The organism is Bradyrhizobium sp. HKCCYLS1011 (genome assembly GCF_051167795.1).
In the GTDB taxonomy this organism is placed as follows: Bacteria; Pseudomonadota; Alphaproteobacteria; order Rhizobiales; family Xanthobacteraceae; genus Bradyrhizobium.
On record NZ_JBNPTT010000001.1, the window covers coordinates 932580 to 956438 of the forward strand.

General features: G+C 64.2%; 25 protein-coding genes. 15 read left to right on the top strand and 10 right to left on the bottom strand.

What is annotated here, in order from left to right; all coding sequences use genetic code 11:
- Positions 1–77 precede the first annotated feature (77 nt).
- Positions 78–527 (top strand): NUDIX hydrolase, encoded by a 450-nt coding sequence (locus ACQR1W_RS04340; protein WP_434849633.1) that lies wholly within the window; start codon positions 78–80, stop codon positions 525–527.
- A gap of 13 nt (positions 528–540) precedes the next feature.
- On the opposite strand, the gene hpaD is transcribed toward ACQR1W_RS04340, so the two are convergent.
- The 5 genes from hpaD to ACQR1W_RS04365 all read right to left on the bottom strand — a co-directional run bounded on the left by hpaD (position 541) and on the right by ACQR1W_RS04365 (position 6412).
- A complete protein-coding gene (gene hpaD / locus ACQR1W_RS04345; protein WP_434849634.1) occupies positions 541–1458 on the bottom strand; it encodes a 3,4-dihydroxyphenylacetate 2,3-dioxygenase in 918 nt (305 codons plus the stop codon).
- A gap of 118 nt (positions 1459–1576) precedes the next feature.
- On the bottom strand, positions 1577–1867 hold the full coding sequence (locus ACQR1W_RS04350; protein WP_434849635.1) for a DUF3551 domain-containing protein: 291 nt from the start codon (positions 1865–1867) through the stop codon (positions 1577–1579).
- 218 nt (positions 1868–2085) lie between these two features.
- The gene (locus tag ACQR1W_RS04355) at positions 2086–2604 is read right to left on the bottom strand and encodes an Hsp20/alpha crystallin family protein (RefSeq protein ID WP_434849636.1); all 519 of its coding nucleotides are present in this window, start codon (positions 2602–2604) and stop codon (positions 2086–2088) included.
- A 163-nt stretch (positions 2605–2767) separates the two neighbouring features.
- The gene (locus ACQR1W_RS04360; protein WP_434849637.1) at positions 2768–4501 is read right to left on the bottom strand and encodes a thiamine pyrophosphate-binding protein; all 1734 of its coding nucleotides are present in this window, start codon (positions 4499–4501) and stop codon (positions 2768–2770) included.
- Positions 4502–4510: 9 nt separating this feature from the next.
- Positions 4511–6412 (bottom strand): FAD-binding dehydrogenase, encoded by a 1902-nt coding sequence (locus tag ACQR1W_RS04365; protein ID WP_434849638.1) that lies wholly within the window; start codon positions 6410–6412, stop codon positions 4511–4513.
- An 87-nt stretch (positions 6413–6499) separates the two neighbouring features.
- Here ACQR1W_RS04365 and ACQR1W_RS04370 point away from each other — a divergent pair, with 87 nt between their 5' ends.
- Positions 6500–8245 (top strand): ATP-binding protein, encoded by a 1746-nt coding sequence (locus ACQR1W_RS04370; RefSeq protein ID WP_434849639.1) that lies wholly within the window; start codon positions 6500–6502, stop codon positions 8243–8245.
- Positions 8246–8265: 20 nt separating this feature from the next.
- On the opposite strand, the gene ACQR1W_RS04375 is transcribed toward ACQR1W_RS04370, so the two are convergent.
- A complete protein-coding gene (locus ACQR1W_RS04375) occupies positions 8266–9540 on the bottom strand; it encodes an MFS transporter (protein ID WP_434849640.1) in 1275 nt (424 codons plus the stop codon).
- 77 nt (positions 9541–9617) lie between these two features.
- Between ACQR1W_RS04375 and ACQR1W_RS04380 the strand changes: the two genes are divergently transcribed.
- From ACQR1W_RS04380 to ACQR1W_RS04400, 5 genes are all read left to right on the top strand, one after another.
- Entirely contained in the window at positions 9618–10091 is a 474-nt protein-coding gene (locus ACQR1W_RS04380) for a MarR family winged helix-turn-helix transcriptional regulator (RefSeq protein WP_434849641.1), read from the top strand.
- A 2-nt stretch (positions 10092–10093) separates the two neighbouring features.
- Positions 10094–12142: an FUSC family protein gene (locus ACQR1W_RS04385; RefSeq protein WP_434849642.1), complete on the top strand. Its 2049-nt coding sequence runs from the start codon at positions 10094–10096 to the stop codon at positions 12140–12142.
- Positions 12139–12348, top strand: a complete 210-nt coding sequence (locus ACQR1W_RS04390) for a DUF1656 domain-containing protein (protein ID WP_434849643.1) — start codon at positions 12139–12141, stop codon at positions 12346–12348. Before ACQR1W_RS04385 ends, ACQR1W_RS04390 begins: the two co-directional genes overlap by 4 nt.
- Entirely contained in the window at positions 12345–13211 is an 867-nt protein-coding gene (locus tag ACQR1W_RS04395) for an efflux RND transporter periplasmic adaptor subunit (protein WP_434849644.1), read from the top strand. Before ACQR1W_RS04390 ends, ACQR1W_RS04395 begins: the two co-directional genes overlap by 4 nt.
- A 72-nt stretch (positions 13212–13283) precedes the next feature.
- The gene (locus tag ACQR1W_RS04400) at positions 13284–13868 is read left to right on the top strand and encodes a peroxidase-related enzyme (protein ID WP_434849645.1); all 585 of its coding nucleotides are present in this window, start codon (positions 13284–13286) and stop codon (positions 13866–13868) included.
- A gap of 9 nt (positions 13869–13877) precedes the next feature.
- Here ACQR1W_RS04400 and ACQR1W_RS04405 read toward each other — a convergent pair whose 3' ends face one another.
- Positions 13878–14504: a ParB-like protein gene (locus tag ACQR1W_RS04405; RefSeq protein ID WP_434849646.1), complete on the bottom strand. Its 627-nt coding sequence runs from the start codon at positions 14502–14504 to the stop codon at positions 13878–13880.
- A 119-nt stretch (positions 14505–14623) separates the two neighbouring features.
- Here ACQR1W_RS04405 and ACQR1W_RS04410 point away from each other — a divergent pair, with 119 nt between their 5' ends.
- The 8 genes from ACQR1W_RS04410 (at position 14624) to ACQR1W_RS04445 (ending at position 21040) form a co-directional block, all read left to right on the top strand.
- On the top strand, positions 14624–15520 hold the full coding sequence (locus tag ACQR1W_RS04410) for an ion channel (protein ID WP_434849647.1): 897 nt from the start codon (positions 14624–14626) through the stop codon (positions 15518–15520).
- Between the two features lie 117 nt (positions 15521–15637).
- Positions 15638–15997 carry a hypothetical protein gene (locus ACQR1W_RS04415; protein ID WP_434849648.1) on the top strand — a complete coding sequence of 120 codons (360 nt, stop codon included), beginning with the start codon at positions 15638–15640 and terminating at the stop codon, positions 15995–15997.
- Between the two features lie 219 nt (positions 15998–16216).
- Positions 16217–16498 (top strand): acyl carrier protein, encoded by a 282-nt coding sequence (locus ACQR1W_RS04420; protein WP_006609130.1) that lies wholly within the window; start codon positions 16217–16219, stop codon positions 16496–16498.
- 9 nt (positions 16499–16507) lie between these two features.
- The gene (locus tag ACQR1W_RS04425; RefSeq protein WP_008973692.1) at positions 16508–16981 is read left to right on the top strand and encodes a 3-hydroxyacyl-ACP dehydratase FabZ family protein; all 474 of its coding nucleotides are present in this window, start codon (positions 16508–16510) and stop codon (positions 16979–16981) included.
- A complete protein-coding gene (locus tag ACQR1W_RS04430) occupies positions 16974–18179 on the top strand; it encodes a beta-ketoacyl-ACP synthase (RefSeq protein ID WP_434849649.1) in 1206 nt (401 codons plus the stop codon). Before ACQR1W_RS04425 ends, ACQR1W_RS04430 begins: the two co-directional genes overlap by 8 nt.
- 38 nt (positions 18180–18217) lie before the next feature.
- Complete coding sequence (locus tag ACQR1W_RS04435; RefSeq protein ID WP_008973694.1) at positions 18218–19495, top strand: beta-ketoacyl-ACP synthase; 1278 nt, start codon at positions 18218–18220, stop codon at positions 19493–19495.
- A gap of 19 nt (positions 19496–19514) precedes the next feature.
- Entirely contained in the window at positions 19515–20447 is a 933-nt protein-coding gene (locus ACQR1W_RS04440; protein WP_434849650.1) for a lipid A biosynthesis lauroyl acyltransferase, read from the top strand.
- Positions 20448–20659: 212 nt separating this feature from the next.
- Positions 20660–21040 (top strand): VOC family protein, encoded by a 381-nt coding sequence (locus ACQR1W_RS04445; protein WP_434849651.1) that lies wholly within the window; start codon positions 20660–20662, stop codon positions 21038–21040.
- A gap of 89 nt (positions 21041–21129) precedes the next feature.
- On the opposite strand, the gene ACQR1W_RS04450 is transcribed toward ACQR1W_RS04445, so the two are convergent.
- The 3 genes from ACQR1W_RS04450 to ACQR1W_RS04460 form a co-directional block, all read right to left on the bottom strand.
- Positions 21130–22182, bottom strand: a complete 1053-nt coding sequence (locus ACQR1W_RS04450) for a polyamine ABC transporter substrate-binding protein (RefSeq protein WP_434849728.1) — start codon at positions 22180–22182, stop codon at positions 21130–21132.
- A 69-nt stretch (positions 22183–22251) separates the two neighbouring features.
- Positions 22252–23415 carry an aminotransferase gene (locus ACQR1W_RS04455; protein ID WP_434849652.1) on the bottom strand — a complete coding sequence of 388 codons (1164 nt, stop codon included), beginning with the start codon at positions 23413–23415 and terminating at the stop codon, positions 22252–22254.
- Between the two features lie 8 nt (positions 23416–23423).
- Positions 23424–23747 carry a rhodanese-like domain-containing protein gene (locus ACQR1W_RS04460; RefSeq protein ID WP_008968697.1) on the bottom strand — a complete coding sequence of 108 codons (324 nt, stop codon included), beginning with the start codon at positions 23745–23747 and terminating at the stop codon, positions 23424–23426.
- Positions 23748–23859: the final 112 nt, after the last annotated feature.

A 23859-nucleotide genomic window follows, 5' to 3' on the forward strand; every position in this document is an offset into this window, starting at 1 on the left:
CGCGCTGAAGCGCCGCTCGCACAAGTTCCTCTAGGACTCTCACCGAGGCTGCCGGGGACTGCCAGAAAGTCCCCCTCATGCGCCAACGTCCTTCCTCCCGCCTCCTGGTCATTGATCCCGGCAAGAGAGTGCTGCTGTTCAAGTTCGTCCATTTGGCCGGCGCGCTGATCGGACAGCAATTCTGGGCGACGCCGGGCGGCGGGCTTGATCCGGGCGAGAGCTATGAAGCGGCGGCCTGCCGGGAGATGTTCGAAGAGACGGGCATCCGCATCGATCATCCCGGCCCGCAGATCGCCCAGCGATCCACGGTGTTCACGCTCGTCGAGGACGAGACGGTGAGCGCCGACGAGCGCTTCTTTCTCATCAGGGTCGACCGCGCCGGCATCTCGCCGATGCACTGGACCGAGCTGGAGCGCGCCGCCATCGCCGAGCACCGCTGGTGGACGCAAGCCGAACTCGCTGCAACCGCCGACCAGATCTACCCGGAAGATCTCGCTGAGATGCTGAGGCGCGCGGAGATCTGGTGAGGCGCGCCGGTCCTCACAGCCTCCCGCCCGCCAGCGCCGGCGTGCGCGGCCGGCCGATGTCGTCGAGCGCCTTCGGCATCGGCGAGACCGGGAAGACCGCATTGATCTGGCCCGTGCCAGACGACGGAAAGAACGGCGTCAGCACCTCGACGCCGCGGTCGTAGTGGTTCCAGCCGAGCGCACCGAGCAGCATCGCGGTGTCGTGCATGAAGCCTTCGCCATGCCCCTTGCTGGCATATTCCGGCAGCATGTCGCAGAAATCGGCCCACTCGCCGTGCTCCCACATCTGGATCACCTCGTGGTCGAGGCGCTCCAGGAACGGGCTGAACATCTTGTCGCGATAGTCGTCCGCGGTGCCGTTCTGCGCGAAGCGATGGCTGAGCGAGCCCGAGGCGAAGAAGGCCACCGTGCCGTCGTAATGATCCTCGACGGCGCGGCGGAACGCCCAGCCGAGCTTGGCGCTTTCCCAAAGATAATGCGAGGTGCAGAGCGCCGACACCGACACCACCTTGAAGTGGCGGTCGGGGTTCATGTAGCGCATCGGCACCAGCGTGCCATACTCGAGCGCAAGCGAGGTCGCCGCATGCGCCATGGTGACGACCCCCTCCGCATTGGCCTCCTCTGCGAGGAGTTGGCCGAGCTCCGGGTTGCCGTCATAGGCGTAGGTCATGTTGGCGATGAAGTGCGGCAGCTCGTTCGAGGTGTAGAGGCCTTCAAAATGCGGTGCGCAATTGATGTGATAACCCGCGTTCACCAGCCAATGGGTGTCGAACACGACGATGGTATCGACGCCGGCCTCGCGGCAGCGCCGCCCGATCTCGATATGGCCGTCGATCGCGGATTGCCGCTTGCCTTTGGCCGGGCCGTCCAGCTCGCTGAGATACATCGAGGGCACATGGGTGATTTTCGCAGCCAGTGCGAGCTTGCCCATCGGTCAAATCCTCCCGTCCTGTTCATTCTCCGAGAGGAGGCAGCCTGTTCAGCCTCCCGCAGCGGTGTTTCGGACAGGATAGCGGCCCTCCCCGTCAGCGCAAGACGGTTCCCTGTGGTTACCAGCCCCGATAGTATCGTGGCCCCTGCCACGGATCCTGCTCATGCCACTGGTTCTGATATCGTCCTTGCCAGGCAAAGGCCGCGCGCGGGTTGATGCCGCAATCATCGTCGGTGCCCGAGGCCGCGGCCCGGCACTGCTGAAAATTGCGGAACTGGCAGTTGCCCGGATAGCCCCACCGGCGCCCCTGCAAACAGTACAGATAGTCGTGAGCAGAAGCCGCTTCCGGCAGCAGCGCCATCAGGGCCAATCCGCCGGCAACAAGTCCGCGAACGCACCACGTCGTCATCAGGAAAACTCCTCACTACGCTTGTGTCTCTTCGGCGCGCTTGTTGAGCGAGCTGTCGCGGCGCCGCCGCTGGCTCGGCGCCCAAGCAAACGCGCCTCAATAGGCGATAGGTGATAGCGACACGGCGCAGCAAAACTATGGTGCGATTTGGCTATTGCGCTACGGACGCAATAGCCGCACCTGGGCGAAGCCCAGATGCGGCCGGTCGGAGGACATGCTCAGGCGGCCTTGATGTCGATCTTCTTGGCGGCCTGGGCCGCTTCCGGCTTCTTCGGCAGCGTGACCTTCAAGACGCCCTGCTTGAACACCGCCTCGATCTTGTTGGTGTCGACCCCGTCCGGGATCTGGAAGGAGCGCTCGAAGGAGCCGAAATTGCGCTCGCGCAGGTAATAGTCCTTCTTCTTCTCCTCTTTCTCTTCCTGCTTCTCGCCCCTGATCGAAAGCACGCCATTGGCGACCTTGACGTCGACATTCTTCTCGTCGAGCCCCGGCAACTCGGCGGTCACCTCATAGGCGTTGTCATGCTCGGCGACATCCACGGCCGGAGCGACCGCAAACCTTGCGCGGGCCAGGTTAGGGAAATTCTCGAACAGCGACGGCGTGCGCCAGAAGCCGGTGTTGAAGTCCTCGAACACGCGATCGATCTCGCGACGCAAATTGTCGAACGGCCAGCGTCCTTGCATGGACGGGGCGGACGCCTTCTCGGCGGTGGCAGGCACTTTCGTAGGTTCAGCCATGGCATTCTCCCGGTTTCAAAAACGCGCGAGTGAGCCGCCGGCGCCGGAGATGTCCCGACGCTTTGCGCCGTAGGGCCGACCGGCATGCCGCTCCTTCGCGCCCGGGCAAAAGGTACCGGGCGCCGCGGCCGTTCCTATTGATCGCGATCAAACTTTGACCGGACTACCCCACCACGTGACGGACGGCCGCGCGGGTCAGAAAGCGCAGCTTTTCGTTGAGCGGGAAGCGGCCGAAATTGGTCTTGACGGTTCCGAGCGTAAACGCGGTCTTCTTGGAATAGTCGATCTTGACCACCACGATCACCGGCCGTCCGGTGCTCGCGATCTCCTTGGCCTGCGCGATCGCGCCCGCGATCGCCGCATTGTCGTTCATCGGCACGTGGGCCGCGCCGGTGGCGAGCGCCACGCCTTCGATGTTGAGCTTGCCGAGCTTCGTGCAGGGCTTGCGGCCATAGGGGATCGCTTGCGCCTGCGCGATCTGCGCCAGCTCACCGTCATTGAAGACGTAATAGATGATGCCGAGACCATTGCTCGCCGCGGTCAGGATTTCCATGCAGGTCATGGTGAAGGCGCCGTCGCCGACGATCGCCTGCACGCTGCGATCAGGACATGCCAGCTTGGCACCGATTGCGGCCGGCACGGCGTAGCCCATGCAGTTGAAATCGGTTGGCAGGATCACGCTCTTTGGCGCGTGGATCGGCATCAACTCGGCGGTGAGGAAGGTGTGGTTGCCATCATCGATGGCGAGGATGCCATTGTCAGGCGTCTGCCGGCGCAGCTCGTCGAAGAACCGTGCCGGGTTCACGAGTCCGGCCGTGTCGTGCCGGTACCAGGTCGCGCGATAGGCAGCCTTGTCGTTGGCGATCTGCTCGCGCAGGGCGCTGTTGGTCGCGCGGCGCGCGCCCTTCGCCTCGAGCGCCGCAAGCAGCTCCCGCAGCACGGTCGCGGCATCGCCGACCAGGCCGACCTTGGCCGGGAAATTGGCGCCAACCGCCCCCGGGTTGATGTCGACATGGATCAGATTGTCCGGAACCGTGACGCCATAGCTGCCGGTGGCGATCTCGGCAAAGCGGGTACCGATCCCGATCAGACAGTCGCACTCCTTGAACGCGTTTTGCGCCGCCGGCACCGCCGAAGCCCCGAAGCCGAACCCGACATGCAGCGGATGATTGCCCGGAAAGACCGACAACCCCTGCAGCGTGGTAGCAACCGGCGCCTGCAGCCATTCGGCCAGCTTGATAAGCTCGGCGGTGGCATTGCGCGCACCCCAGCCGGCGAAGATGCAGGGCCGCTTGGCCGTCGAGAGCAGCTCGGCCGCTTGGGCAATTTGCGTCGCTGCTTGCGGCGCGAGTGGCGGAGCCGGCTTGAACTGCGGCAGCTCGGGTACTTCATCCGTCAGCAACAGGATATTGACCGCCAACTCGACGAACACCGGCCCTGGTTCGCCTGAGGTTGCGATCCGGTAGGCCTCGAACAAGGTCGGCACCACGTCCTCGTGGCGCGTCACATGGAATGTCGCCTTGGTGAGGCCCCCCATGAATTTATGCGTGTCCATCTGGTGCAGCTGATAACGATGGCCGCTGTCGGTGCGCGGCCCGCCGGTGATCACCAGCATCGGAACGCCGTCGAGAAAGGCCTCACCGATGCCGCTGGCGGCATGGGTCAGGCCGGCGGCCGGAACCACCGTCAGCACGCCGATGGAATCGGACAGGCGGCTCACCGCGTCCGCCATGAAGGACGCGCCGCCCTCATGGGTCACCAGGACCTGCGTGATGCGGTTGGAGTTGTTCAGGGCATCGTAGAGCTCGGTCGTGTGCACGCCGGGAATGCCAAAGGTGAAACGCGCCCCGATCTGCTCCAGCGCATAGGCCGTGAGCCAGGCTCCCGTTCTCTTCATGTCGTTTCCTCACCCGTTCAAGAATTCTGTCTTGCCGTTGATCGATGCCGCCGCGAGCCGCCCCGACAGAATGCAGCCGCCGAGGAAAGTGCCCTCGAGCGCGCGCAGGCCATGCATGCCGCCGCCACCGAAGCCCGCGGCCTCCCCGACCGCATAGAGTCCAGCGATGGGCCGGCCTGCCGCGTCGAGCACCCTGCTCTGCAGATCAGTCACGATGCCGCCGAGACTCTTGCGGCTGATGATGAATTCGCGCACCGCAATCAGCGGCATCGCGCGCTTGTCCTCGATCGGCTGGAATTTGCAGAGTCGGATGCGGTCGCCGCGGTAGAGCCGCAGGCTCGCAATGCGGCGAAGCTGCTCGTCGTTCATCAGGCTGGCGCCCCGCGCAATCGTCGCATCGTAGGATCTGACCGCATCCGTCACCGCCGCGAGCGACACCGCCCGGTCGCCCTGCAGCGCATTCATCTTTTCGACCAGTTCGGGCAGGCTCCATGCGGTGACAAAATCCGGGCAACCCCCGGTCAGCTCATCGACCAGCCAGCGATTGCCGCGCAGGATGTCGCGCAAGAAGCCGAGCCGGTTCTTCTCGCGGATCGACGGATTGAACTCGGCGCCGGAGACCGCGAGCTCCTTCAGCGCGATGGTGCGGTTCATGAGCTGCCACGAATACGGCCGTGCCTCGCGGCAGATGTCGGTGACCAGCCGCCGCGTATCGAAGCCCGACACCAGAGGCTGCGGACCGATCCGCTGGCCCTGCCAGTTCAGCCACAGTGCCGAGCGCGGCGGGACCAGCGACAGCCCATGGTTCGGCTTGCGCGGCCGCGGATGATGGACCCCCGCGGCATAATTCCACATCCGGTCGAGATGCGTGACGACACCGCCAGCCGCCATGCTCGCATCATGCAGCCGGCCGTCTGCGAAGCGGTGCGAACCGTTGAGCAGGATTTCAGGCGGGCGGCCCCAGTCGCGATGCCAGTTCTGCCGGACACGACCGAGGTCACCGTTGATGCCACCTGCTGCGACGACAACCTGCTCGGCACGGACCGCAAAGGGCGTGCCGTTCTTTTCGTCGACGCCTTCGGCGCCGACCACGCGGCCGGCCTCAATGGTCAGCCGCTCGACGCGCCGGTTGAAACGCAGGGTCAGGCGGCTGGCCTTGACATGATTGCGCAGGGCGCCGATCAGCGCTTCGGCAATGCCCTTCCCCGTCCCCCAAGCAATGTGAAACCGGGGGACAGAATTTCCGGGTTGGAATTCGCCGCGCTCAACCCAGTTCACCACGGGAAGAAAGCTGACGCCGAAACCGCGCACCCAGCGATAGACGTCACGCGTGGTGCGGTTCACATAGGCCTGCGCCCAGGCCCGCGGCCATTGGTCGTCCGGATCGAACTCCGCGAAGCTTTGCCAGTCGCGCCACGCCAGCTCTGTGCTGTCGCGGATACCTTGCCGGCGCTGCACGGGGGAATCGACGAAGAACATGCCGCCAAAGCTTTCGCGGGCGAGCCCTCCGAACACAGCCTCTCCGTCTCGATCGACGAGCAACACCGAGCACCCGCCATCGAGCAGATCGAGCGCCGTGGCAATGCCCGCAATGCCGCCGCCGATGATCAGGATATCGCTGCGCTCTGCGTCCATTAGGCTCGCCGCTTCCACAGACTGAAGATGGATTGAACTGAACCTTGCCGGCCGGAGCAAATCAACCGCGACCTGGCGATGCACCTCAAGGCTTGCGCGTCCGATCGCGCCATCCGAAAGCGCTGTCGAAATGGTAAACCGCCCGTAAATGCACACAGCGCCTATGCGGATTCCGCGCGGCAGCGGAAACGGCTTAGTTTCTAATAACTTACGGTTCCCTTCAGGGACCTCCGCGGTAGCGCCGCAGAGCGCCGCGGCCGCAAATGCGCGCCTCAACAAATTCCTCGGCGTAAAACGCTTAACACATTTTCCAGCCACAGCCGCCAAGGTGACGGTCCGACCCCACTGACCACCACAGGTTCTATGACCGTGACATCCTTCGGGCAGGTGATTTCGGTGCGAGGCTCTCAGGCCCGCGTCGGCATCCTGGCGGCCAAGCAGCTGAGCGTCTCCGAGATCCGCGCCACGGTCGGACGCTTCATCAGTATCCGTGCCCCGCACGCCACAATCGTGGCCCTCATCACCGAGGTGTCCAGCGAAGCGGTCGCGGACTCGCAAACCTACGTCGCCACCGCATCGGTTGACCTCCTGGGCGAGATCCTGGGCCCCGCCGAACGTCCCAAATTCCAACGCGGCGTCACGCATTATCCGACCATCGGCGATGCCGTGGAGATGATCACCAGCCAGGAGCTGCGCACCATCTACACGCCGACCGGCGGCGACCAGATCGACATCGGTGCACTGCAGCAGGATCCATCGGTACGCGCCTACGTCAATGTCGAGGAAATGCTGTCCAAGCACTTCGCCGTGCTCGGTTCGACCGGTGTTGGTAAATCGACCGGCGTGTCGCTGCTCCTGAACGAGATCCTGAAAGCGCGTCCCAATCTGCGCATCTTCCTGCTCGACGTGCACAACGAATATGGCCGCTGCTTCGGCGACCGCGCGCTGGTGCTCAACCCGCGCAATCTCAAGCTGCCGTTCTGGCTGTTCAATTTCGAGGAGATCGTCGACGTCCTGTTCGGCGGCCGTCCCGGCGTGCCCGAGGAGCTCGATATCCTGGCGGAGGTCATCCCGCTCGCCAAGGGCGTCTACACCCAGTACCAGAGCACGGATCGGATCGGATTGAAACGCGCCGATCCGAAAATGGTCGGCTACACCGTCGATACGCCCGTGCCCTATCGGCTGGTCGATCTGATCAATCAGATCGATGAGCGCATGGGCAAGCTCGAGAACCGCTCCTCGCGCATCATCTACCACAAGCTGATCTCGCGCATCGAAACCGTGCGCAACGATCCGCGCTACGCCTTCATGTTCGACAACGCCAATGTCGGCGGCGACACCATGGCGGAGGTGATCAGCCATCTGTTCCGCCTGCCGGCCAACGGCCGGCCGATGACCGTGATGCAGCTCGCCGGCTTCCCCGCGGAGGTCGTCGACTCCGTGGTATCGGTGTTGTGCCGCATGGCGTTCGACTTCGGCCTGTGGAGCGACGGCGTCTCGCCGCTGCTCTTCATCTGCGAAGAGGCGCATCGATATGCCGCCGCCGACCGTTCGATCGGCTTCGGGCCGACCCGCAAGGCGGTGTCACGCATCGCCAAGGAAGGCCGCAAATACGGCGTCTATCTCGGCCTCGTCACCCAGCGTCCCGCCGAGCTCGATGCCACCATCATCTCCCAGTGCAACACGCTGTTCACGATGCGCCTCGCCAACGAGCGCGACCAGTCGCTGTTGCGTTCGGCGGTCTCGGACGCCGCCGCGAACCTGTTGTCGTTCGTGCCGTCGCTTGGCACCCGCGAGGTGCTGGCGTTCGGCGAAGGCGTCGCGCTGCCGACCCGGTTGCGCTTCAAGGAAGTGCCGCCGCATCAGATGCCGCGCAGCGAAGCGACCATCGCCACCGTTCCGTCGATCAACGCCGGCCACGACATGCACTTCGTCAGCGCGGTTCTCGAGCGCTGGCGCGGTGCCACCTCGAGCCGCGACGCCCAGGGCGATTCCGTCAGTTCTGACCGGGGTGCGGGATTATCGATGCCGCTCGATGCGCCCCTGCTGCAGCCGTCGATGGGGCTCGACCCGGATCGCTTCTCGCTATTGAAAAAGCCGCTGCGCTGAGCCGGTCGCAGGCGTCAAGGTCAAGCTGACGCCAGGGCCGAATGTTTCGCAGCCTTGGCGTCTCCTGTGTGTCGGGACGACAGAAGGCGCGCCGCCAACGAGGCGCCGCAGCCTGTGATCACCGCAATCGCCAAGGCCCACATCGTATGCAACCCCCGCCCGATCAGCGCGCCGCTGACCAGCGGTGCCGCGATGTTGGCGATCGACATCAGCGACTGGTTCAATCCCATGATCATGCCCTGGCGCTCGATCGCTGCACTGCGTGACAGTTCCGCAGTCAGCGTGCTGCGCACGATCATGCTGCCGGCGATAATCAGGGTGAGGCACAAGGCAAGAAGACCGAGCGTGCTCGCGAAGGCCAGCCCAACACATCCCGCCGCCATGCCGCCGAACGCCAGGATGATGATGGTCCGGTCGGATGCGAACATATTGACCCTTGTGATCAGGACGCCCTGGACGATCATATTGATCAAGCCGGCATAGGCGAACACACAGCCAAGCTCGCGTGCGCCGAAGGGATGACCATCCCAGCGGAAACGCGCCGACAGGAACAGGCCGATCTGCGAAATGAACATCGCATTCGCCAGGAAGAACACCAGCAACAATCCGAGCAGCCGCCACGCATAGCGCAAGCCGAGCATGGTCCGCGTGGTCCGCCGCTCCGGAAGCCGCGGCACGCAGATGGTCTCCGAGGTCGGTTGATCGGCCGGGAGCAGCAGCCACGTCGCAGCGATGCTGAGCATCGACAGCATCGCCGCGGCCCAGACTGGCGCGGCATGTCCAAATGGGACCAGCAACCCGGACACCGCAGGTCCGATCAACAGGCCCGTCCCGATTGCACCGCTCGTCATGCCGAGGGCCTGTTTACGGGCGGAAGGAGAACTGTGCTCGGCGGCATAAGCGTGAGCCACCGAGATGTTTCCGGAGGTCAGTCCGTCGATGATGCGAGCCAGGAACACCAGCGTCAGATCGTTGGCGAGCGCCAGCAGCACGAGGCCAGCAAAGGTTCCAAGCTGGCTGGCGAGGAGCACATTCCGGCGGCCATAGCGGTCGGACAGCATGCCGACGATCGGTCCGGCCACCAGTTGGCAGACTGCATAGACCGAGACGAGCGCGCCGACCATGAAGGGCGTGGCGCCGAGCGCCTGCGCGTAAAACGGCAATAGCGGCAGGATGATGCCGAGCGCGGTGGCGTCCACCACCACGACAATGACGGTCGGAACCAGCGCCATCGCGCCGGCGCGCATCGCACCGGAGCCGTCCCGCTCTGCCCTGACCGTCGCACCAGGATCCATTCGCTGCCGTCCTTGGACATCATTATTGTTCGCTCATATAAGTTGCATCCTAAAGGTTTGTATCATATCTATTTTGCATGGCTCCTTCGCACACCACCATTCAGGCGGAACTCGGCCTTCTCATCGCGCGGATCGCGCGGCTGTGGCGGCGTGAGGCTGACCAGGCGCTGGCCGATCACGGCCTGTCGCAAGCCACATCGCATCCGCTGCGCGTGCTGTCGCGCCGCGGCGAATGCGCCCGGCAAGGCGTGCTCGCCGAGGAGATCGGAATCGAGGGCCCGTCTCTCGTGCGCCTGATCGACCTGCTGCAGGCCGAAGGCCTGGTGGAGCGCCGCGAGGATCCGACCGACCGACGGGCCAAGACGTTGCATTTGACCGGCAAGGGCGAAGCCAAGGCGGAGGAGATCAACCGGGTGCTACGGCGCGTCCGCGCCCAGCTCCTGAAAGACATCTCGCCCGAGGACCTCGCCGTCACCTACGACGTTCTGCAACGCATCGAGCAGCGCGCCATGCACTTGCGCGAGGCTGCTGCGCCTTCGGATGCGAGCTAGCCATGAGCCAAACCCGGATCTCTCCGGTTCGCGGCGCGGACCTCATTTTCGCTTTGAAGACATTTGGCGCGGCGACGCTCGCTCTGGTGATCGCGCTGTGGATCGACCTGCCGCGGCCCTATTGGGCCATGGCCACCGTCTACATCACCTCGCAACCGCTCGCCGGCGCCACCAGCTCCAAGGCGCTGTATCGCGTGCTGGGAACCATCACCGGCGCGGCGGCCTCGGTGGCGCTCATCCCCAATCTCGTCAACGCGCCGGAACTGCTCTGCCTTGCAGTTGCGCTCTGGACCGGCCTCTGCCTCTATCTGTCTCTGCTCGACCGCACGCCGCGCAGCTATTTGTTCATGCTCGCCGGCTACACGCTGGCGCTGATTGGCTTCCCGGCCGTGACCGATCCTGCCAGCATCTTCGAAACCGCGGTCGCACGCACCGAGGAGATCACGCTCGGCATCATCTGCGCGACCCTGGTCTCCACCCTGGTGCTGCCGCGAAGCGTGGCGCCGGTGGTCGGTGCCAAGGTGGAAGGCTGGCTGGCGCAAGCCAGGCGCCTGAGCCGTGACGTGCTGCTCGGCGGCGGCGCTGGCACCGAAGATCAAGTGAACCGTCTGCACCTCGCCGTTGAAGCGCTCGAAATCGATACGCTGGCCACTCACCTCGCATTCGACCGGCTCGCCGACCACAATGCGGTGCGCGGGCTGCGCGCGCTCCGGCTGCATATGCTGCTGCTGTTGCCGCTGCTCGGTTCGATCCGCGACCGGCTCGCCGCGCTGGGCGATCGCATCCGCCCCGAACTCGCCGAACTGCTGCAACGGCTGGCACGATGGGTGATGGCCGAGAGCGAGGATCGGGAGCCTATCAACGCTCTTCATTCCGCAATCAGTGCGTTGCGGCCGGCCCTGGATGCGAACACATCCTGGGATCAGATCATGACCGCAAGCCTGTTGATCAGGCTGCGCGAACTGGTCGACATCTCCGAGGATTGCCGCGCGCTGAACACCGCGATCGCAGCTGACGGCGACAGCACGCAAGTCCCCCTCACCTTCCGCACTGAGGAAGGCATCGCGCCGGCGCGGCATCGCGATCATGCGCTGGCGCTATGGTCGGCAGCCGGCGTCGTCGTCGCGATCCTGGTCAGTTGCGCGTTCTGGATCGGCACCGGCTGGGTCGACGGCGCCTCCGCGCCGATGATGGCAGCTGTCGCCTGCTCGTTTTTCGCGACCCAGGACGATCCCGCTCCGAGCATCCGCAATTTCGCGATCTGGTCGCTGGTCGCGATCGTCATCGACGCGGTCTATCTGTTTGCGATCATCCCGGCGATCTCCGACATCGAAATGCTCATCGCCGCGCTGGCTCCCTCCTTCATCCTGTTCGGCGTCCTGATCGCGCGCCCGAGCACGACGCCGATCGGCATGGCGCTCGCTGCCAATGGCGCGACCCTGCTGGCGCTGCAATCGACCTACAATGCCGATTTCGAAAGCTATGCCAATTCGGCGCTGGCCTTCATGATCGGCATGGTGGCGGCCATCGTGCTGACACGTCTGGTCCGATCAGCCCGCGCCGAGTGGATTGCGCAACGCCTGCTGCAGACGAATTGGACGAACCTGGCCGAGACCGCGGAGCGGCGCGGCCACAATGATCGTGCCGCCTTCGTCGGCCTCATGCTGGATCGGCTCGGTCTCTTGGCGCAGCGCTTTGCCGCCATTCCCGAAGCCGATCGCTCCGAACTCGCCGGCTTGAGCCAGCTGCGTGTCGGCCTCAACATCATCGACATCAGGCGTGCCCGGCATGGCCTGGCGACGCCGACCTTGAGCGCCATCGATGCGATGCTGGACCGGCTGGCGGCGGCGTGCCGCAACCGGGCCGCCGCGCCGATGCCGCCTGATCTCCTGGCCCGCATCGACAATGCCATGACTAGAGCCCTCGACGAGCCGCCTGCACGGCCCAAGGAGGATGCGCTGATCGGGCTTGTCGGCATCCGCGCCGCGCTGTTCCCGGAGGCGCCGCCCTATGATGCACATGCAGCCCATCTGCGGAGCCTGGTCGCATGAGATACGACATCGACATCGCGGGCGTCCTGATGCCGGCGCTGCTGCTCTGGCTGCTGATTGCCTATGCGGCCTCCAGCCTCCTGCACGCCGGTCTCCGCCGCATCGGATTTTATCGGCTGGTGTGGCATCCCGCGCTGTTCGATTTCGCCGTCTTCATCTGCCTTCTGGGAGGCGTTGTTTATCTGTCTTCGGAGTATCTGTCGTGAGAAGCACATTCGGCCTGCTCGGACGCATCGCTGTCACTGCGGTCGCGGTCGCCGCGGCCATTCTGGTCGGGACCTATCTTTGGGGCTACTACATGAAGGCGCCATGGACGCGAGACGGCCGCGTGCGCGCTGATGTCGTCCAGATCGCGCCCGATGTGTCCGGCTTCGTGACCGATGTCCTTGTCCATGACAATCAGCCCGTGCATCGCGGCGACGTCATCTTCCGCATCGACCAGGCGCGCTTCACCTTGGCGCTCCAACAAGCCGACGCGGCCGTCGCCGGGCGACTCGCGAGCCTGAACGAGGCGAATGCGGATTTGAAGCGCTATCGCTCCCTCACAACCGAGGCGGTCTCGCAGCAGAAGCAGGAACAGGTGCTGGCAACGCAGCAGCAGGCGCAGGCCGCCTATGATCAGGCGCTCGCCGACCAGGCAGTGGCCAAGCTCAATCTCGAGCGCAGCGAGGTGCATGCCCCCGTCAATGGCACCATCACTAACATGGATCTCCGGCCCGGCACCTATGTCAGCGCCGGCAAGGGCGTGATGGCGCTGGTCGACACCGACACGCTGCACGTCGAGGGCTATTTCGAAGAGACCAAGCTGCCGCGCATCCGCGTCGGTGCGCCGGTCAAGATCTGGCTGATGGGCGCGCATCAGGAGCTGACCGGGCACGTGCAGAGCATCGCCGCCGGCATCGAGGATCGCGATCGCGCCGAGGGCGCAAGCCTGCTCGCCAACGTCAATCCGACGTTCAACTGGGTTCGCCTCGCCCAGCGCGTTCCCGTGCGGGTCGCGCTCGATCACGTTCCTGATGGCGCCGAGCTCGTCGCGGGCCGCTCGGCGACCGTGGAGGTCGTGAACTAGCCGGCTGCAGCTTGCGGCCTCTTGCCGATGCACTATGGTCTGACGGTCAGACACGCCAGCCGGACCACGCCCATGACACAGCCCGCCATCAGCCGCTTTCCTGTCCCTGCCATCGATGCGCTGCCGGAGGACATCCGCGCGCGCCTGCTGGCCGTGCAGGAGAAGTCGGGCTTCGTGCCCAACGTGTTCCTGGTTCTAGCGCACCGGCCGGACGAATTCCGCGCCTTCTTCGCCTATCACGACGCGCTGATGGAGAAAGACGGCGGGCTGACCAAGGCCGAGCGCGAGATGATCGTGGTGGCGACATCGGCCGCCAACCAGTGCCAATATTGCGTGATCGCCCATGGCGCGATCCTGCGCATCCGTGCCAAGAACCCACTGATCGCTGATCAGGTCGCGATCAATTATCGCAAGGCCGACATCACGCCGCGGCAGAAGGCGATGCTGGATTTCGCGATGAAAGTGGCCCTGGAAGCCAACACCGTCGGTGATCCCGACTTCGCGGCGCTGGCAAGCCACGGCTTCAGCGAAGGCGACATCTGGGACATCGCGGCGATCGCCGCCTTCTTCGCGCTGTCGAACCGCATGGCCAACGTCACGGCCATGCGCCCGAATGACGAGTTCTATCTGATGGGACGCCTGCCGAAGCAGGCGTAGCTCCCGAACTCAGCCGTCCGCATGCGGACCGCACCAGCCGGGCAGATAGACGGCGTCATTCCCCTTAGCGAACTCGAGCGCTCGTTCCATCGCCACCGAGAAATGGTCGTCCGCGGTTTTGCGCGAGATCTTCCGCCGCAAAAAATCCGCCCACAGGAATTCGCTGAACGGCGTGGTGTCCTTGGCGAAGCCGCCGGCGCGGCGCAACTCGCCGGCCAAGCTGCGGAACGGATCATCCTTGAGGTCGGCGACCGTTTTCGGCAAATCCTTGAAATGCCGACGCTCACCCTTGGCGTCGTAGGGATAGACCCACCGCTTGTTGTCCATCACGCCCCAGAAGGCATCACGGTCGACCATGGTGAGGTCGCCAATAATGGTGACCAGCACGTCCTTGACGCCTTCGTCGTGCAGCGCCCGCGCCAGATGGTGATGATCTACCACATAGTAGCGCTCATCGGGCCCGAACACGACCGGGATCATGTGCTGACCAAGCAGCTCGGCCCGCTTCTTGTCCGATTTGCGCTCGCGCCAGCGCTTGCGTTTCTCCTTCACCTCGCGCATCCCAACCGTCATCTGAGTCGGGCGCAGCGCCAGGATCGGCACCGGATGCAGGATCGGCTCGCGGGTGTTCGCCATGCTTGAATCTCCGGTAATTGAGTATCAATTTTGTGCACCGATTCATGCAATTATGCCACGGTGATACGGGCGCTCAAGCGTCATACACGAGCCGGGGTCGGATCAAGCGGACTTACGAATTGAAACAAGTTGCAGGCGAACACAACGACTGGATGGCGAAGGGGCGCGTCGTTCGCCTGGGCGGGCGCGAGATCATCACCGAGGGATTGAATCTCAATTTCTGGGACGACATCAGCCACCGCTGCATGACCGCATCCTGGCCCGCTTTCATCAGCGGAGCTGCGCTGGTGTTTCTCGCTTTCAACGCCTTCTTCGCCGCGTTCTATTGGCTTGGCCATCAGCCGATCTCGAACGTGCCCGGCGGCGCCTATATCGATTATTTCTACTTCAGCATCGAGACGCTCTCGACGGCCGGCTATGGCGACATGCATCCGCAGACGCATTACGGCCACTTCATCGCAACGATCGAGCTGTTCACCGGCATCTTCTCGATGTCGGTGATGACCGGGCTCATCTTCGCCCGGTTCTCCCGGCCACAGGCGCGGCTGCTGTTTGCAAATCAGCTGGTGATCTCCAACCATGAAGGCGCGCCGACGCTGATGGTTCGCCTCGCCAATGAACGGCAGAACCTGATCGGCAACGCCAGCGCCAGGCTGTGGCTGTTCAAGAACGTCGTCACGGCCGAGGGCATGCCGTTCCGCCGCTTCGTCGAGCTGCCGCTGTTGCGCAGCGAGAGCCCGGCCCTGGCATTGAGCTGGACACTCCATCACGTCATCGACGAGACCAGCCCATTGCACGGCATGACCATGGCCGATTTCGAAGCCGTCAATCTGTCGCTGTCCGTGGTGGTGACGGGCTATGATGTTGTTGCGGCGCAAGCGGTGCATGCGCGCAAGTCCTACGATCATCCGGACATCCGCTTTGGCCATCGATATGCCGATATTCTGGATGCCACGAATCCAGACGGACGCGTTCGGGTCGATTACGGCCGGTTCCACGAAACGGTCGAAATCTGATGATCGAGGAACACATCCGAAGGTCGAAGTGGTGCGATCATGCACGCCTGCCCTGCTAAAGTTTTTTGCTGAGACGCGGCGGCCGCGTGCTAGAAGTGAGCATCGGAGTCGAAGGCCATGAAGACCCAGCGCCCTATTGCAGCCGAGGACGAGCATCGCGTGGTGCCCTTCCGGCCGCGTAGCGCGCCCATCCGCCGGGCGGTCGAGGGCGGTGGTCCGCCAGTGCCGCTGCCGAGACGAGAGCCCCCGCACCCGGATCCGCTGGATCTGTCGCGTTACGAGCGGCCCCGCCAAGAAACCGATGATTTCCGCCACAGGATTCTTGCCAATATCGCGGCCTTCGCCTTCACGGTGGCGCTGACGGCGATCGGCATCTGGCTTGCGATGAGCATTGCAGACCTGCGGAAGACCCAGGATTGCGTTCTGACCGGCCGGCGTGATTGCGCCCGCATTCTCACGGAGCCTTACACGCCCTGATGGTGCCGTGATCGCAGGCGAAATCGGCCGAACCCGACATCCCAAGGCGGGCGCGTGCCGCCTACCCTACCTCCATTGAACTCACGGCGGCGCTCCGATATACGGGCACTCGACTCCCGGGCGACGGGGGTTCTCGGGCTCGTACCAGGACACGCCGCCAAGCGGTGTCCAGCCGTCGCGCCGCATCGGATTTGTCTCCAATATATCAAAGGCTTAGTGATGTCCTCAACATTCGATCAGGTCGCCACGATCATCGCTGAAACCTGCGACATCCCGCGCGACACGATCACGCCGGACAGTCATGCCATCGACGATCTGGGCATCGACAGTCTCGATTTCCTCGACATCGCCTTTGCGATCGACAAGGCCTTTGGCATCAAGCTGCCGCTGGAAAAATGGACGCAGGAAGTCAACGACGGTAAGGCCAGCACCGAACAGTATTTCGTGCTGAAGAACCTTTGCGCGCGTATTGACGAACTGGTCGCAGCAAAGGGCGCCTGATCGCCCGCCATGCAGATCGAATATTTCAAACTCATCGACCGCATCGTCGACCTCAAGGTCGGCGAGAAGACCATCGTTGTCGAGGCGCAGGTTCCGACCGAGAACACCATCTTCGAGGGGCATTTTCCTGGCTATCCGATCATGCCCGGTGTGCTCCTGATTGAATCGATGGCGCAGACCTCCGGCTGGCTGCTGCTCGCGCTGATGAATTTCGAACGCATGCCGTTCCTGGCTGCGGTCAAGGAAGCCAAGATGCGCGGCTTCGTCACGCCCGGCGAGGTGCTGAGCGTCGAGGCCAACGTGCTGCACGAAGGCTCCGGCTACGCCATCACCGAGGCTCGGGTGAAGGTCGCGGGCAAGCTTCGCTCCAACGCGACCCTCACCTTCAGCCACATTCCCTTCCCCAATCCCGAGCTGCGCGGACACATGGATGCCGAAGCCAAGCGCATCGGCTTTCCGCAACAGGCCCTTTCCCATGACTGAGACGACATCTGCGACGCCGGAACCAGTCGAAGTCTGGATCACCGGCATTGGGCTTGCGACATCGCTCGGCGAAGGGCTGGATGCGAACTGGGAGGCGCTCAACGCCGGCCGCATCAATGTCGACGAGAAGGGCTTTGCGCCCTACGTGATCCACCCCTGGGCGCCGGTGAATCTGGAGACGCAGATCCCCAAGAAGGAACAGCGTCAGATGGAGGCCTGGCAGCGCATCGGCACCTACGCCGCCGGTCTTGCGCTCGACTCGGCCGGGCTCAAAGGCAACAAGGAGATCCTGTCGCGCATGGACATGATCGTCGCCGCCGGCGGCGGCGAGCGCGACATCTCCGTCGATACCGCGATCCTCAACGCCGAGGCTCAGGGCAACTGCACGCCGGGCTTCCTCAACGATCGGCTGATGAGCGACCTGCGTCCGACCCTGTTCCTGGCGCAATTGTCGAACCTGCTCGCCGGCAATATCGCCATCTCGCACGGAGTCTGCGGCACCTCGCGCACCTTCATGGGCGAAGAGGTCTCGAGCGTCGACGCCGCGCGCATCGCGCTGGCGCGGATCGCCGGCGGTCAGAGCGAGATCGCGCTGGTCGGCGGATCGCATAATGGCGAGCGCAAGGACCTGCTCGTCCTCTACGAGTTCGGCGACTACAATCTGAAGCACAAGTTCTCCCCGGTCTGGGCGCGCCAGGAGCATCCCGGCTTTGCGCTCGGCTCCGCCGGCGCCTTCCTGGTGATCGAATCAAAAGCGCATGCGCTGGCGCGCGGCGCCAAGCCGCTGGCCCGCTTGACGCGCGTTGTCGCCGATCGCGCCCAGCGCAAGCAGCCGGGCGCGGTGGCTGCAACGCTCGAAACCTTGTGGTCGGCGGTCGGCGTGCATGAGGGCGGTGGCGCCATCATCACCGGCGCGACCGGCGCCGAGCCTGTCACGTCGGAGGAGCGCGCCTTCCTTGAAGGGCACCGGGATTTCGCGGTGCGATCGAGCGGCACGCGCTTCGGCCACACGATGGAGACGCAGTTTGCGCTCGGGCTCGCGCTCGCGGCGCTCTCGATCTCACGCGGCGCACTGTTTCCGCCGGGCGATTCGACCGGCGTCGAGGTTGAAACCAAGCAGGCGCCGACCCAGATTGTGGTGGTTGGGGCCGGCCATTACCGCGGCGAAGGCATGGCCTTGGTCGAAGCGGTCAACTAACCGACGCAACGCGACGGGATTTGACGACGGGGGACATCATGACTGCGACACGCGACAAGTTTGGACGCCCCATCGTCGTCGTCACCGGCATGGGAGTGGTGACGTCGCTCGGCGCCGGCAAGACCGACAATTGGGCCAAGCTCGTCGCCGGCGAATCCGGCATCCGCACCATCACGCGTTTTCCGATCGACGGCCTCAAGACGACCATGGCCGGGACGGTGGATTTCGTCCCCGTCACGCCCTTCACCTCGACCGGGCTTGCCGAGCGGCTGGCCCACCTCGCCGTCGAGGAAGCGATCACGCAATCCGGCGTCGGCCGTAAGGGTGATTTTCCGGGCCCGCTGTTCCTGGCCGTCGCGCCGGTCGAGATCGAGTGGCCGCAGCGCCTCGAGCTCGCGCACGCGGTCGGCGGCACCGAATTCAGCTATGACGACCTGCTCGGCGTCTGCGGCGGCGGCAAATTCCTGCCCTATCATCACCGCTTCCAATTCGGCTCGGTCGCCGATTATCTCACCGAGACCTTCGGCACCAAGGGCTCGCCGATCTCGCTTTCGACGGCCTGCGCGTCCGGCGCCACCGCGATCCAGCTCGGCGTCGAGGCGATCCGTCGCGGCGAGACCGATGTCGCGCTGTGCACCGCGACCGAAGGCTCGGTCAATCCGGAAGGCCTGGTGCGCTTCTCGCTGCTCTCGGCGCTGTCGACCCAGAACGAGCCGCCGCAGGCTGCCTCGAAACCGTTCTCGAAGAATCGCGACGGCTTCGTGATGGCCGAAGGCGCCGGCGCGCTGGTGCTGGAGAGCTATGATGCTGCGGTCGCCCGCGGCGCCAATATCCTGGGCGTCATCGCCGGCTGCGGCGAGCTCACCGACTCGTTCCATCGCACCCGCTCCTCGCCCGACGGCAAGCCGATCATCGGCTGCATTCGCAAGGCGCTGGCTGATGCCGGGATGGCGCCGGAGCAGATCGACCACATCAATGCGCACGGCACCGCGACGCCCGAGAACGACAAGATGGAATATGTCGGAGTCTCCGCCGTGTTCGGCGAGCACACCGGCAAGATTCCGGTCTCCTCGAACAAGTCGATGGTCGGCCACACCATCTCGGCCGCTGGCGCGGTCGAGGCGATCTTCTCGCTGTTGACGCTCGAACATCAACGGATTCCGCCGACCATCAACTACGAAGTCCCGGATCCGGCGATCCTGTTCGACGTGGTCGGCAACAAGGCCCGCGATGCGCGCGTCACCGCCGTGATGTCGAACTCGTTCGGCTTCGGCGGCCAGAACGCCTCGCTGATCCTGACCCGCGAACCAGCCTGATCGGCGTTCACCCGTCACGATGACCGCTCTGATCGCCCGGACCAAGGCCCGATTCCGCGAGGCCTCGAAATCGCTGGGCGCCTCCGCGGTCGGTGCGCTCACCGTCGGGATGTTGCGCACCACGCGCTATTTCGATCCGATCAAGACCGCCGATCTGTTTGCGCGGATTGCGCAACTGATCGGTCCGCGCCTGCGCGAGCATCGGATCGGCCGCGCCAATCTCGTCGCGGCCTTCCCGGAGAAATCGCCGGACGAGATCGACGCGATTCTCGCCGGGGTCTGGGACAATCTCGGCCGCGTCGGCGCCGAATTCGCCCATCTCGACAAGATCTGGGACTATAGCGAAGCGCACCCAGAGACGAGCCGGATCGAGCTGTCGCCGCGCACATACGAGCTGTTTCACCAGCTGAGGCTCGACGGCAAGCCGGGGCTGATCTTCGCGAGCCACCTCGCCAATTGGGAGATGCCGGCGCTGGCGGCCGTCGCCCATGGGCTCGACGCCGCGATCCTCTATCGCAAGCCGAACATCGCTTCCGCCGACCGCATCATCCAGGAAATGCGGCAGGTGAAGATGGGCACCCTGATCCCGGCCGGCCGCGACGCGCCGCTGCGACTCGGGGAGGCGCTCAGGAACGGCCAGCACGTCGCGATGCTGGTCGACCAGTATATGGGGAATGGCGTCGAGGTCACCTTCTTCGGCCGCAAGACCCGCGCCAATCCGACGCTGGCTCGGCTGCTCCGCCAGGTCGAATGCCCGGTGCACGGCGTGCGCATCATCCGCCTGCCCGACCACCGCTTCCGCGCCGAGCTCTCGGAGGAAGTGAAGCCGGTACGCGATGCCAACGGCCAGATCGAGATCCAGGGCACCATGCAGGCGGTCACCTCGGTGATCGAGGGCTGGATCCGCGAATATCCGGAGCAATGGCTCTGGCTGCATCGCCGCTGGCGGTAAGCCAAGCGGGAATATTCCTTCGCAAGGAAGATGCGCGGCAGCATCCAATGCTCCGCAAGCGTCGCGTCACGCAAGAAATCAGTTACGCCGTGTGCCAACCCTCGCTACCGTAGCGCCACGTCACCGCAAGTCGACGCCAAGCCGTCATTGCCGACGTTCGGGCAAACAGCACCCCGGCACGCGTTCGGGGATCAGGAGGAGGACACGCACGGATGTTTTCGCACGTCATGATCGGCACCAACGACCTGGACAAGGCCAAGACGTTCTATGACACGCTGCTCGGCACGCTCGGCGTGAGGCCAGCCAGGCTCGACGGCCATCGCATTTTCTACATCACGCGCAGCGGCGTCTTCGCCGTATCCAAACCCATCAATGGCGAGCCGGCAACGGCGGCCAATGGCGGCACGATCGGCTTTGCCTGCGATTCCCAGGAACAGGTCGATGCCTGGCACACGACCGGCGTCGCCGCCGGCGGCACCACCTGCGAAGAGCCGCCCGGCGTGCGCGAGGGCTCCACGGGCAAGCTCTATCTGGCCTATTTGCGCGATCTCGACGGCAACAAGCTCTGCGCCATGCACCGGATCGCCGGTTAGCCTGGACCGTCATTGCGAGGAGCGTCAGCGACGAAGCAATCCAGCTTCCTGTGACTCTGGATTGCTTCGCTCGCAACAACGAAAGGAAATCACCGCCCCGTCTTCACCCGGGTCCAGAGCCGGTTGATGATGCGCTGGGTCGCCGGATCGCGCGCGGTGATGTCGAACAGTTTCGAAAGTGTCGCCTCGTCCGGATAGATGTTCTTGTCGCTCAGAATCTTCGGATCGATCAGCTTCTGGCTCGCCAGATTGCCATTTGCGTAGGATAGAAAATCCGAATTCTTGGCGGCGACCTCGGGTCGGTAGAGATAGTTGATCAGCTCATAGGCTTCCGCAACATGCTGCGCATCGGCGGGGATCGCGAGATTGTCGAAGAACAGCTGCGCGCCCTCTTTCGGGATCGTGTAGCCGATCTCGATGCCGTTCTTGGCCTCGGCCGCACGGCTGCGCGCCTGCATGACATCGCCCGAATAACCAACCACAAGACAGATCTCGCCGGTCGCAAGCGCGCTCAGATATTCCGATGAGTGAAACTTGCGAATGTAGGGCGCAATCTTGCTAATGAGATCGGCCGCCTTCTCGAGGTCCGCCTGATTGGTCGAGTTGGGATTGAGCTTCAGATAATTGAGTGCCGCCGGGAAGACATCGTCGGCGGCATCCACCATGTGAATGCCGCAATCCTTGAACTTGGCGAGATTTTCCGGCTTGAAGACAATATCCCAGCTGTCGATGCGGGCGCCGGGACCGAGGACTTTCTCCACCGCCTTGACGTTGTAGCCGATCCCGGTCGTGCCCCACATGTAGTTGGCGGCGTATTGGTTGCCGGGGTCGTAGGTCGAAAGATGCTGCGTCACGACCGGCCAAGCATTGATGAGGTTCGGCAGCTTCGCCTTGTCGAGCGGCTGAAAGATCTTCGCTTTGATCTGACGCTGCAGGAAATAGGCGGTCGGGACCACGACATCGTAGCCGGATTTGCCCGCGAGCAGCCGGGTCTCGAGCGTCTCATTGGCATCGAACGTGTCATAGACCACCTTGATGCCGGTCTCCTTGGTGAAGTCGTCGAGGACTCCCGGCGCCATGTAGTTCGACCAGTTGTAGAAATTGACAACCCGCTCCGCGGCGGTCGCCGGCAGCAACACCATCAGCAGCGCGGCGGCAATGAGGAGATCGAGAAAGCCCTGCTTGCGGCCGCGTCGCATATCGATCAATCCCTAGCGCCGGTGGATCGCGTCGGAGAGGCGTTCAAGCGCGGTGTCGATGGTCGCGTCCTTCTTGGCAAAGCAGAAGCGCACCACCGAGGTCACCGGATTTTGCTCATAGAAAGCGGAGACCGGGATCGCGGCGACCTTGTAGTCCTTGACGATACGCCAGCAGAACGCCTCGTCGGTCTCGTTCAGCCCGAGCGGCGACAGGTCGACGGTGAGGAAATAGGTGCCCTGCGCCTTCAGGACGGGAAAGCCCAGGCGCTCCAGTCCGGCGGCCAGCCGGTCGCGGCTCCGCGCGAGCTCTGCACGCATGGAGAGGAAATAGTCGTCAGACTTGCCGAGCCCGTAGGCCACCGCGACCTGCAGATTGGGCGCTGTCGTAAAGGTCAGGAACTGATGCACCTTGGCGGCGACGCGCAGAAGTGGCGGCGCGGCGCAGACGAAACCGACTTTCCATCCGGTCAGCGAGAAGATCTTGCCGGCCGAGCCGACCTTGATGGTGCGGTCGCGCATGCCGGGAATGGTGATCAGCGGGGTATGCTCACGGCCGTCGAACACCACGTGCTCCCAGACCTCGTCGCAGATCGCAACCGCGTCGAACTCCTGGCAGAACCGCGCCAGCAATTCGAGATCCTCGCGCGGATAGACGACGGCAGCCGGATTGAGCGGATCGTTGAACAGCACCGCCTTGGTCTTCGGCGTGAAAGCCGAGCGCAGCATCTCCTCCGACAGCCGCCAATGCGGCGGCTCCAGCCGCACCAGCTTCGGAATGCCGCCGGCCTGGCGGATGATCGGCAGATAGGAATCATAGACCGGCTGAAAGCAGATCACCTCGTCGCCGGGCTCGACCACGGCCAGGATCGCCGACGTCAGCGCTTCCGTGCCGCCCGAGGTGACCATCACCTCGCTCATCGGGTCGAGGTCGAGCTTGTGCCAGCGCGCATAATGCGCGGCGATCGCCTGCCGCAGTTCCGGCAGCCCCATCATCGAGGGATACTGGTTGTAGCCGTTCAAGACGGCGTCGGCTGCAGCGCGGCGGATATCTTCAGGCCCGGGATCGTCCGGGAAGCCCTGACCAAGATTGATCGCGTTGTTGTCGCGCGCGGCCTGCGACATCGCCTCGAAAATGGTGACGGGAAGGTCCGCGAAGACCTTGTTCATCGAGGTCATAGTCGCGCTTAACCGCCGGTCTTGGTGGGCAGGCCGGCGGCCTTCCAGCCGAGCATGCCGCCTGCCAGATGCTTGTCGTAGGGCAGGCCGGCCGACTGTGCGGCGAGCGAAGCCGTCACCGAGCGCTTGCCGGAGCGGCAGGCGAACACGACCTGTTTTCCGGCCGGGTCGGGAATGGCTTTCGGATCGAAGGTCGACAGGGAGACGACAATTCCATCCGGATAGGCTTCCGCAGCAACTTCATTCGGCTCACGCACGTCGACCAGAAGATAATGGCCTTCCGCGATCCCCTTCGCCACCTCCTGCGGCGTCAAATCATGCACCACTGCCACGCCTGTCCTCCAACCCTTCGCGGGGGCGATGCCAGCCCCCTGCTCTCTGCAACCTCACTCCAGACGAGGTGAAAATCAAGCGTCGTGGCGACAGGCCTGACACGCGCCTCGC

What these genes read in the sequence shown, in the direction of transcription:
- ACQR1W_RS04340 (WP_434849633.1), top strand. Translation starts at nt 78, where the DNA reads ATGCGCCAACGTCCTTCCTCCCGCCTCCTGGTCATTGATCCCGGCAAG.
- hpaD (WP_434849634.1), bottom strand. Translation starts at nt 1,458, where the DNA reads ATGGGCAAGCTCGCACTGGCTGCGAAAATCACCCATGTGCCCTCGATG.
- ACQR1W_RS04350 (WP_434849635.1), bottom strand. Translation starts at nt 1,867, where the DNA reads ATGACGACGTGGTGCGTTCGCGGACTTGTTGCCGGCGGATTGGCCCTG.
- ACQR1W_RS04355 (WP_434849636.1), bottom strand. Translation starts at nt 2,604, where the DNA reads ATGGCTGAACCTACGAAAGTGCCTGCCACCGCCGAGAAGGCGTCCGCC.
- ACQR1W_RS04360 (WP_434849637.1), bottom strand. Translation starts at nt 4,501, where the DNA reads ATGAAGAGAACGGGAGCCTGGCTCACGGCCTATGCGCTGGAGCAGATC.
- ACQR1W_RS04370 (WP_434849639.1), top strand. Translation starts at nt 6,500, where the DNA reads ATGACCGTGACATCCTTCGGGCAGGTGATTTCGGTGCGAGGCTCTCAG.
- ACQR1W_RS04375 (WP_434849640.1), bottom strand. Translation starts at nt 9,540, where the DNA reads ATGGATCCTGGTGCGACGGTCAGGGCAGAGCGGGACGGCTCCGGTGCG.
- ACQR1W_RS04380 (WP_434849641.1), top strand. Translation starts at nt 9,618, where the DNA reads ATGGCTCCTTCGCACACCACCATTCAGGCGGAACTCGGCCTTCTCATC.
- ACQR1W_RS04385 (WP_434849642.1), top strand. Translation starts at nt 10,094, where the DNA reads ATGAGCCAAACCCGGATCTCTCCGGTTCGCGGCGCGGACCTCATTTTC.
- ACQR1W_RS04390 (WP_434849643.1), top strand. Translation starts at nt 12,139, where the DNA reads ATGAGATACGACATCGACATCGCGGGCGTCCTGATGCCGGCGCTGCTG.
- ACQR1W_RS04400 (WP_434849645.1), top strand. Translation starts at nt 13,284, where the DNA reads ATGACACAGCCCGCCATCAGCCGCTTTCCTGTCCCTGCCATCGATGCG.
- ACQR1W_RS04405 (WP_434849646.1), bottom strand. Translation starts at nt 14,504, where the DNA reads ATGGCGAACACCCGCGAGCCGATCCTGCATCCGGTGCCGATCCTGGCG.
- ACQR1W_RS04415 (WP_434849648.1), top strand. Translation starts at nt 15,638, where the DNA reads ATGAAGACCCAGCGCCCTATTGCAGCCGAGGACGAGCATCGCGTGGTG.
- ACQR1W_RS04420 (WP_006609130.1), top strand. Translation starts at nt 16,217, where the DNA reads ATGTCCTCAACATTCGATCAGGTCGCCACGATCATCGCTGAAACCTGC.
- ACQR1W_RS04425 (WP_008973692.1), top strand. Translation starts at nt 16,508, where the DNA reads ATGCAGATCGAATATTTCAAACTCATCGACCGCATCGTCGACCTCAAG.
- ACQR1W_RS04430 (WP_434849649.1), top strand. Translation starts at nt 16,974, where the DNA reads ATGACTGAGACGACATCTGCGACGCCGGAACCAGTCGAAGTCTGGATC.
- ACQR1W_RS04435 (WP_008973694.1), top strand. Translation starts at nt 18,218, where the DNA reads ATGACTGCGACACGCGACAAGTTTGGACGCCCCATCGTCGTCGTCACC.
- ACQR1W_RS04440 (WP_434849650.1), top strand. Translation starts at nt 19,515, where the DNA reads ATGACCGCTCTGATCGCCCGGACCAAGGCCCGATTCCGCGAGGCCTCG.
- ACQR1W_RS04445 (WP_434849651.1), top strand. Translation starts at nt 20,660, where the DNA reads ATGTTTTCGCACGTCATGATCGGCACCAACGACCTGGACAAGGCCAAG.
- ACQR1W_RS04450 (WP_434849728.1), bottom strand. Translation starts at nt 22,182, where the DNA reads ATGGTGTTGCTGCCGGCGACCGCCGCGGAGCGGGTTGTCAATTTCTAC.
- ACQR1W_RS04455 (WP_434849652.1), bottom strand. Translation starts at nt 23,415, where the DNA reads ATGACCTCGATGAACAAGGTCTTCGCGGACCTTCCCGTCACCATTTTC.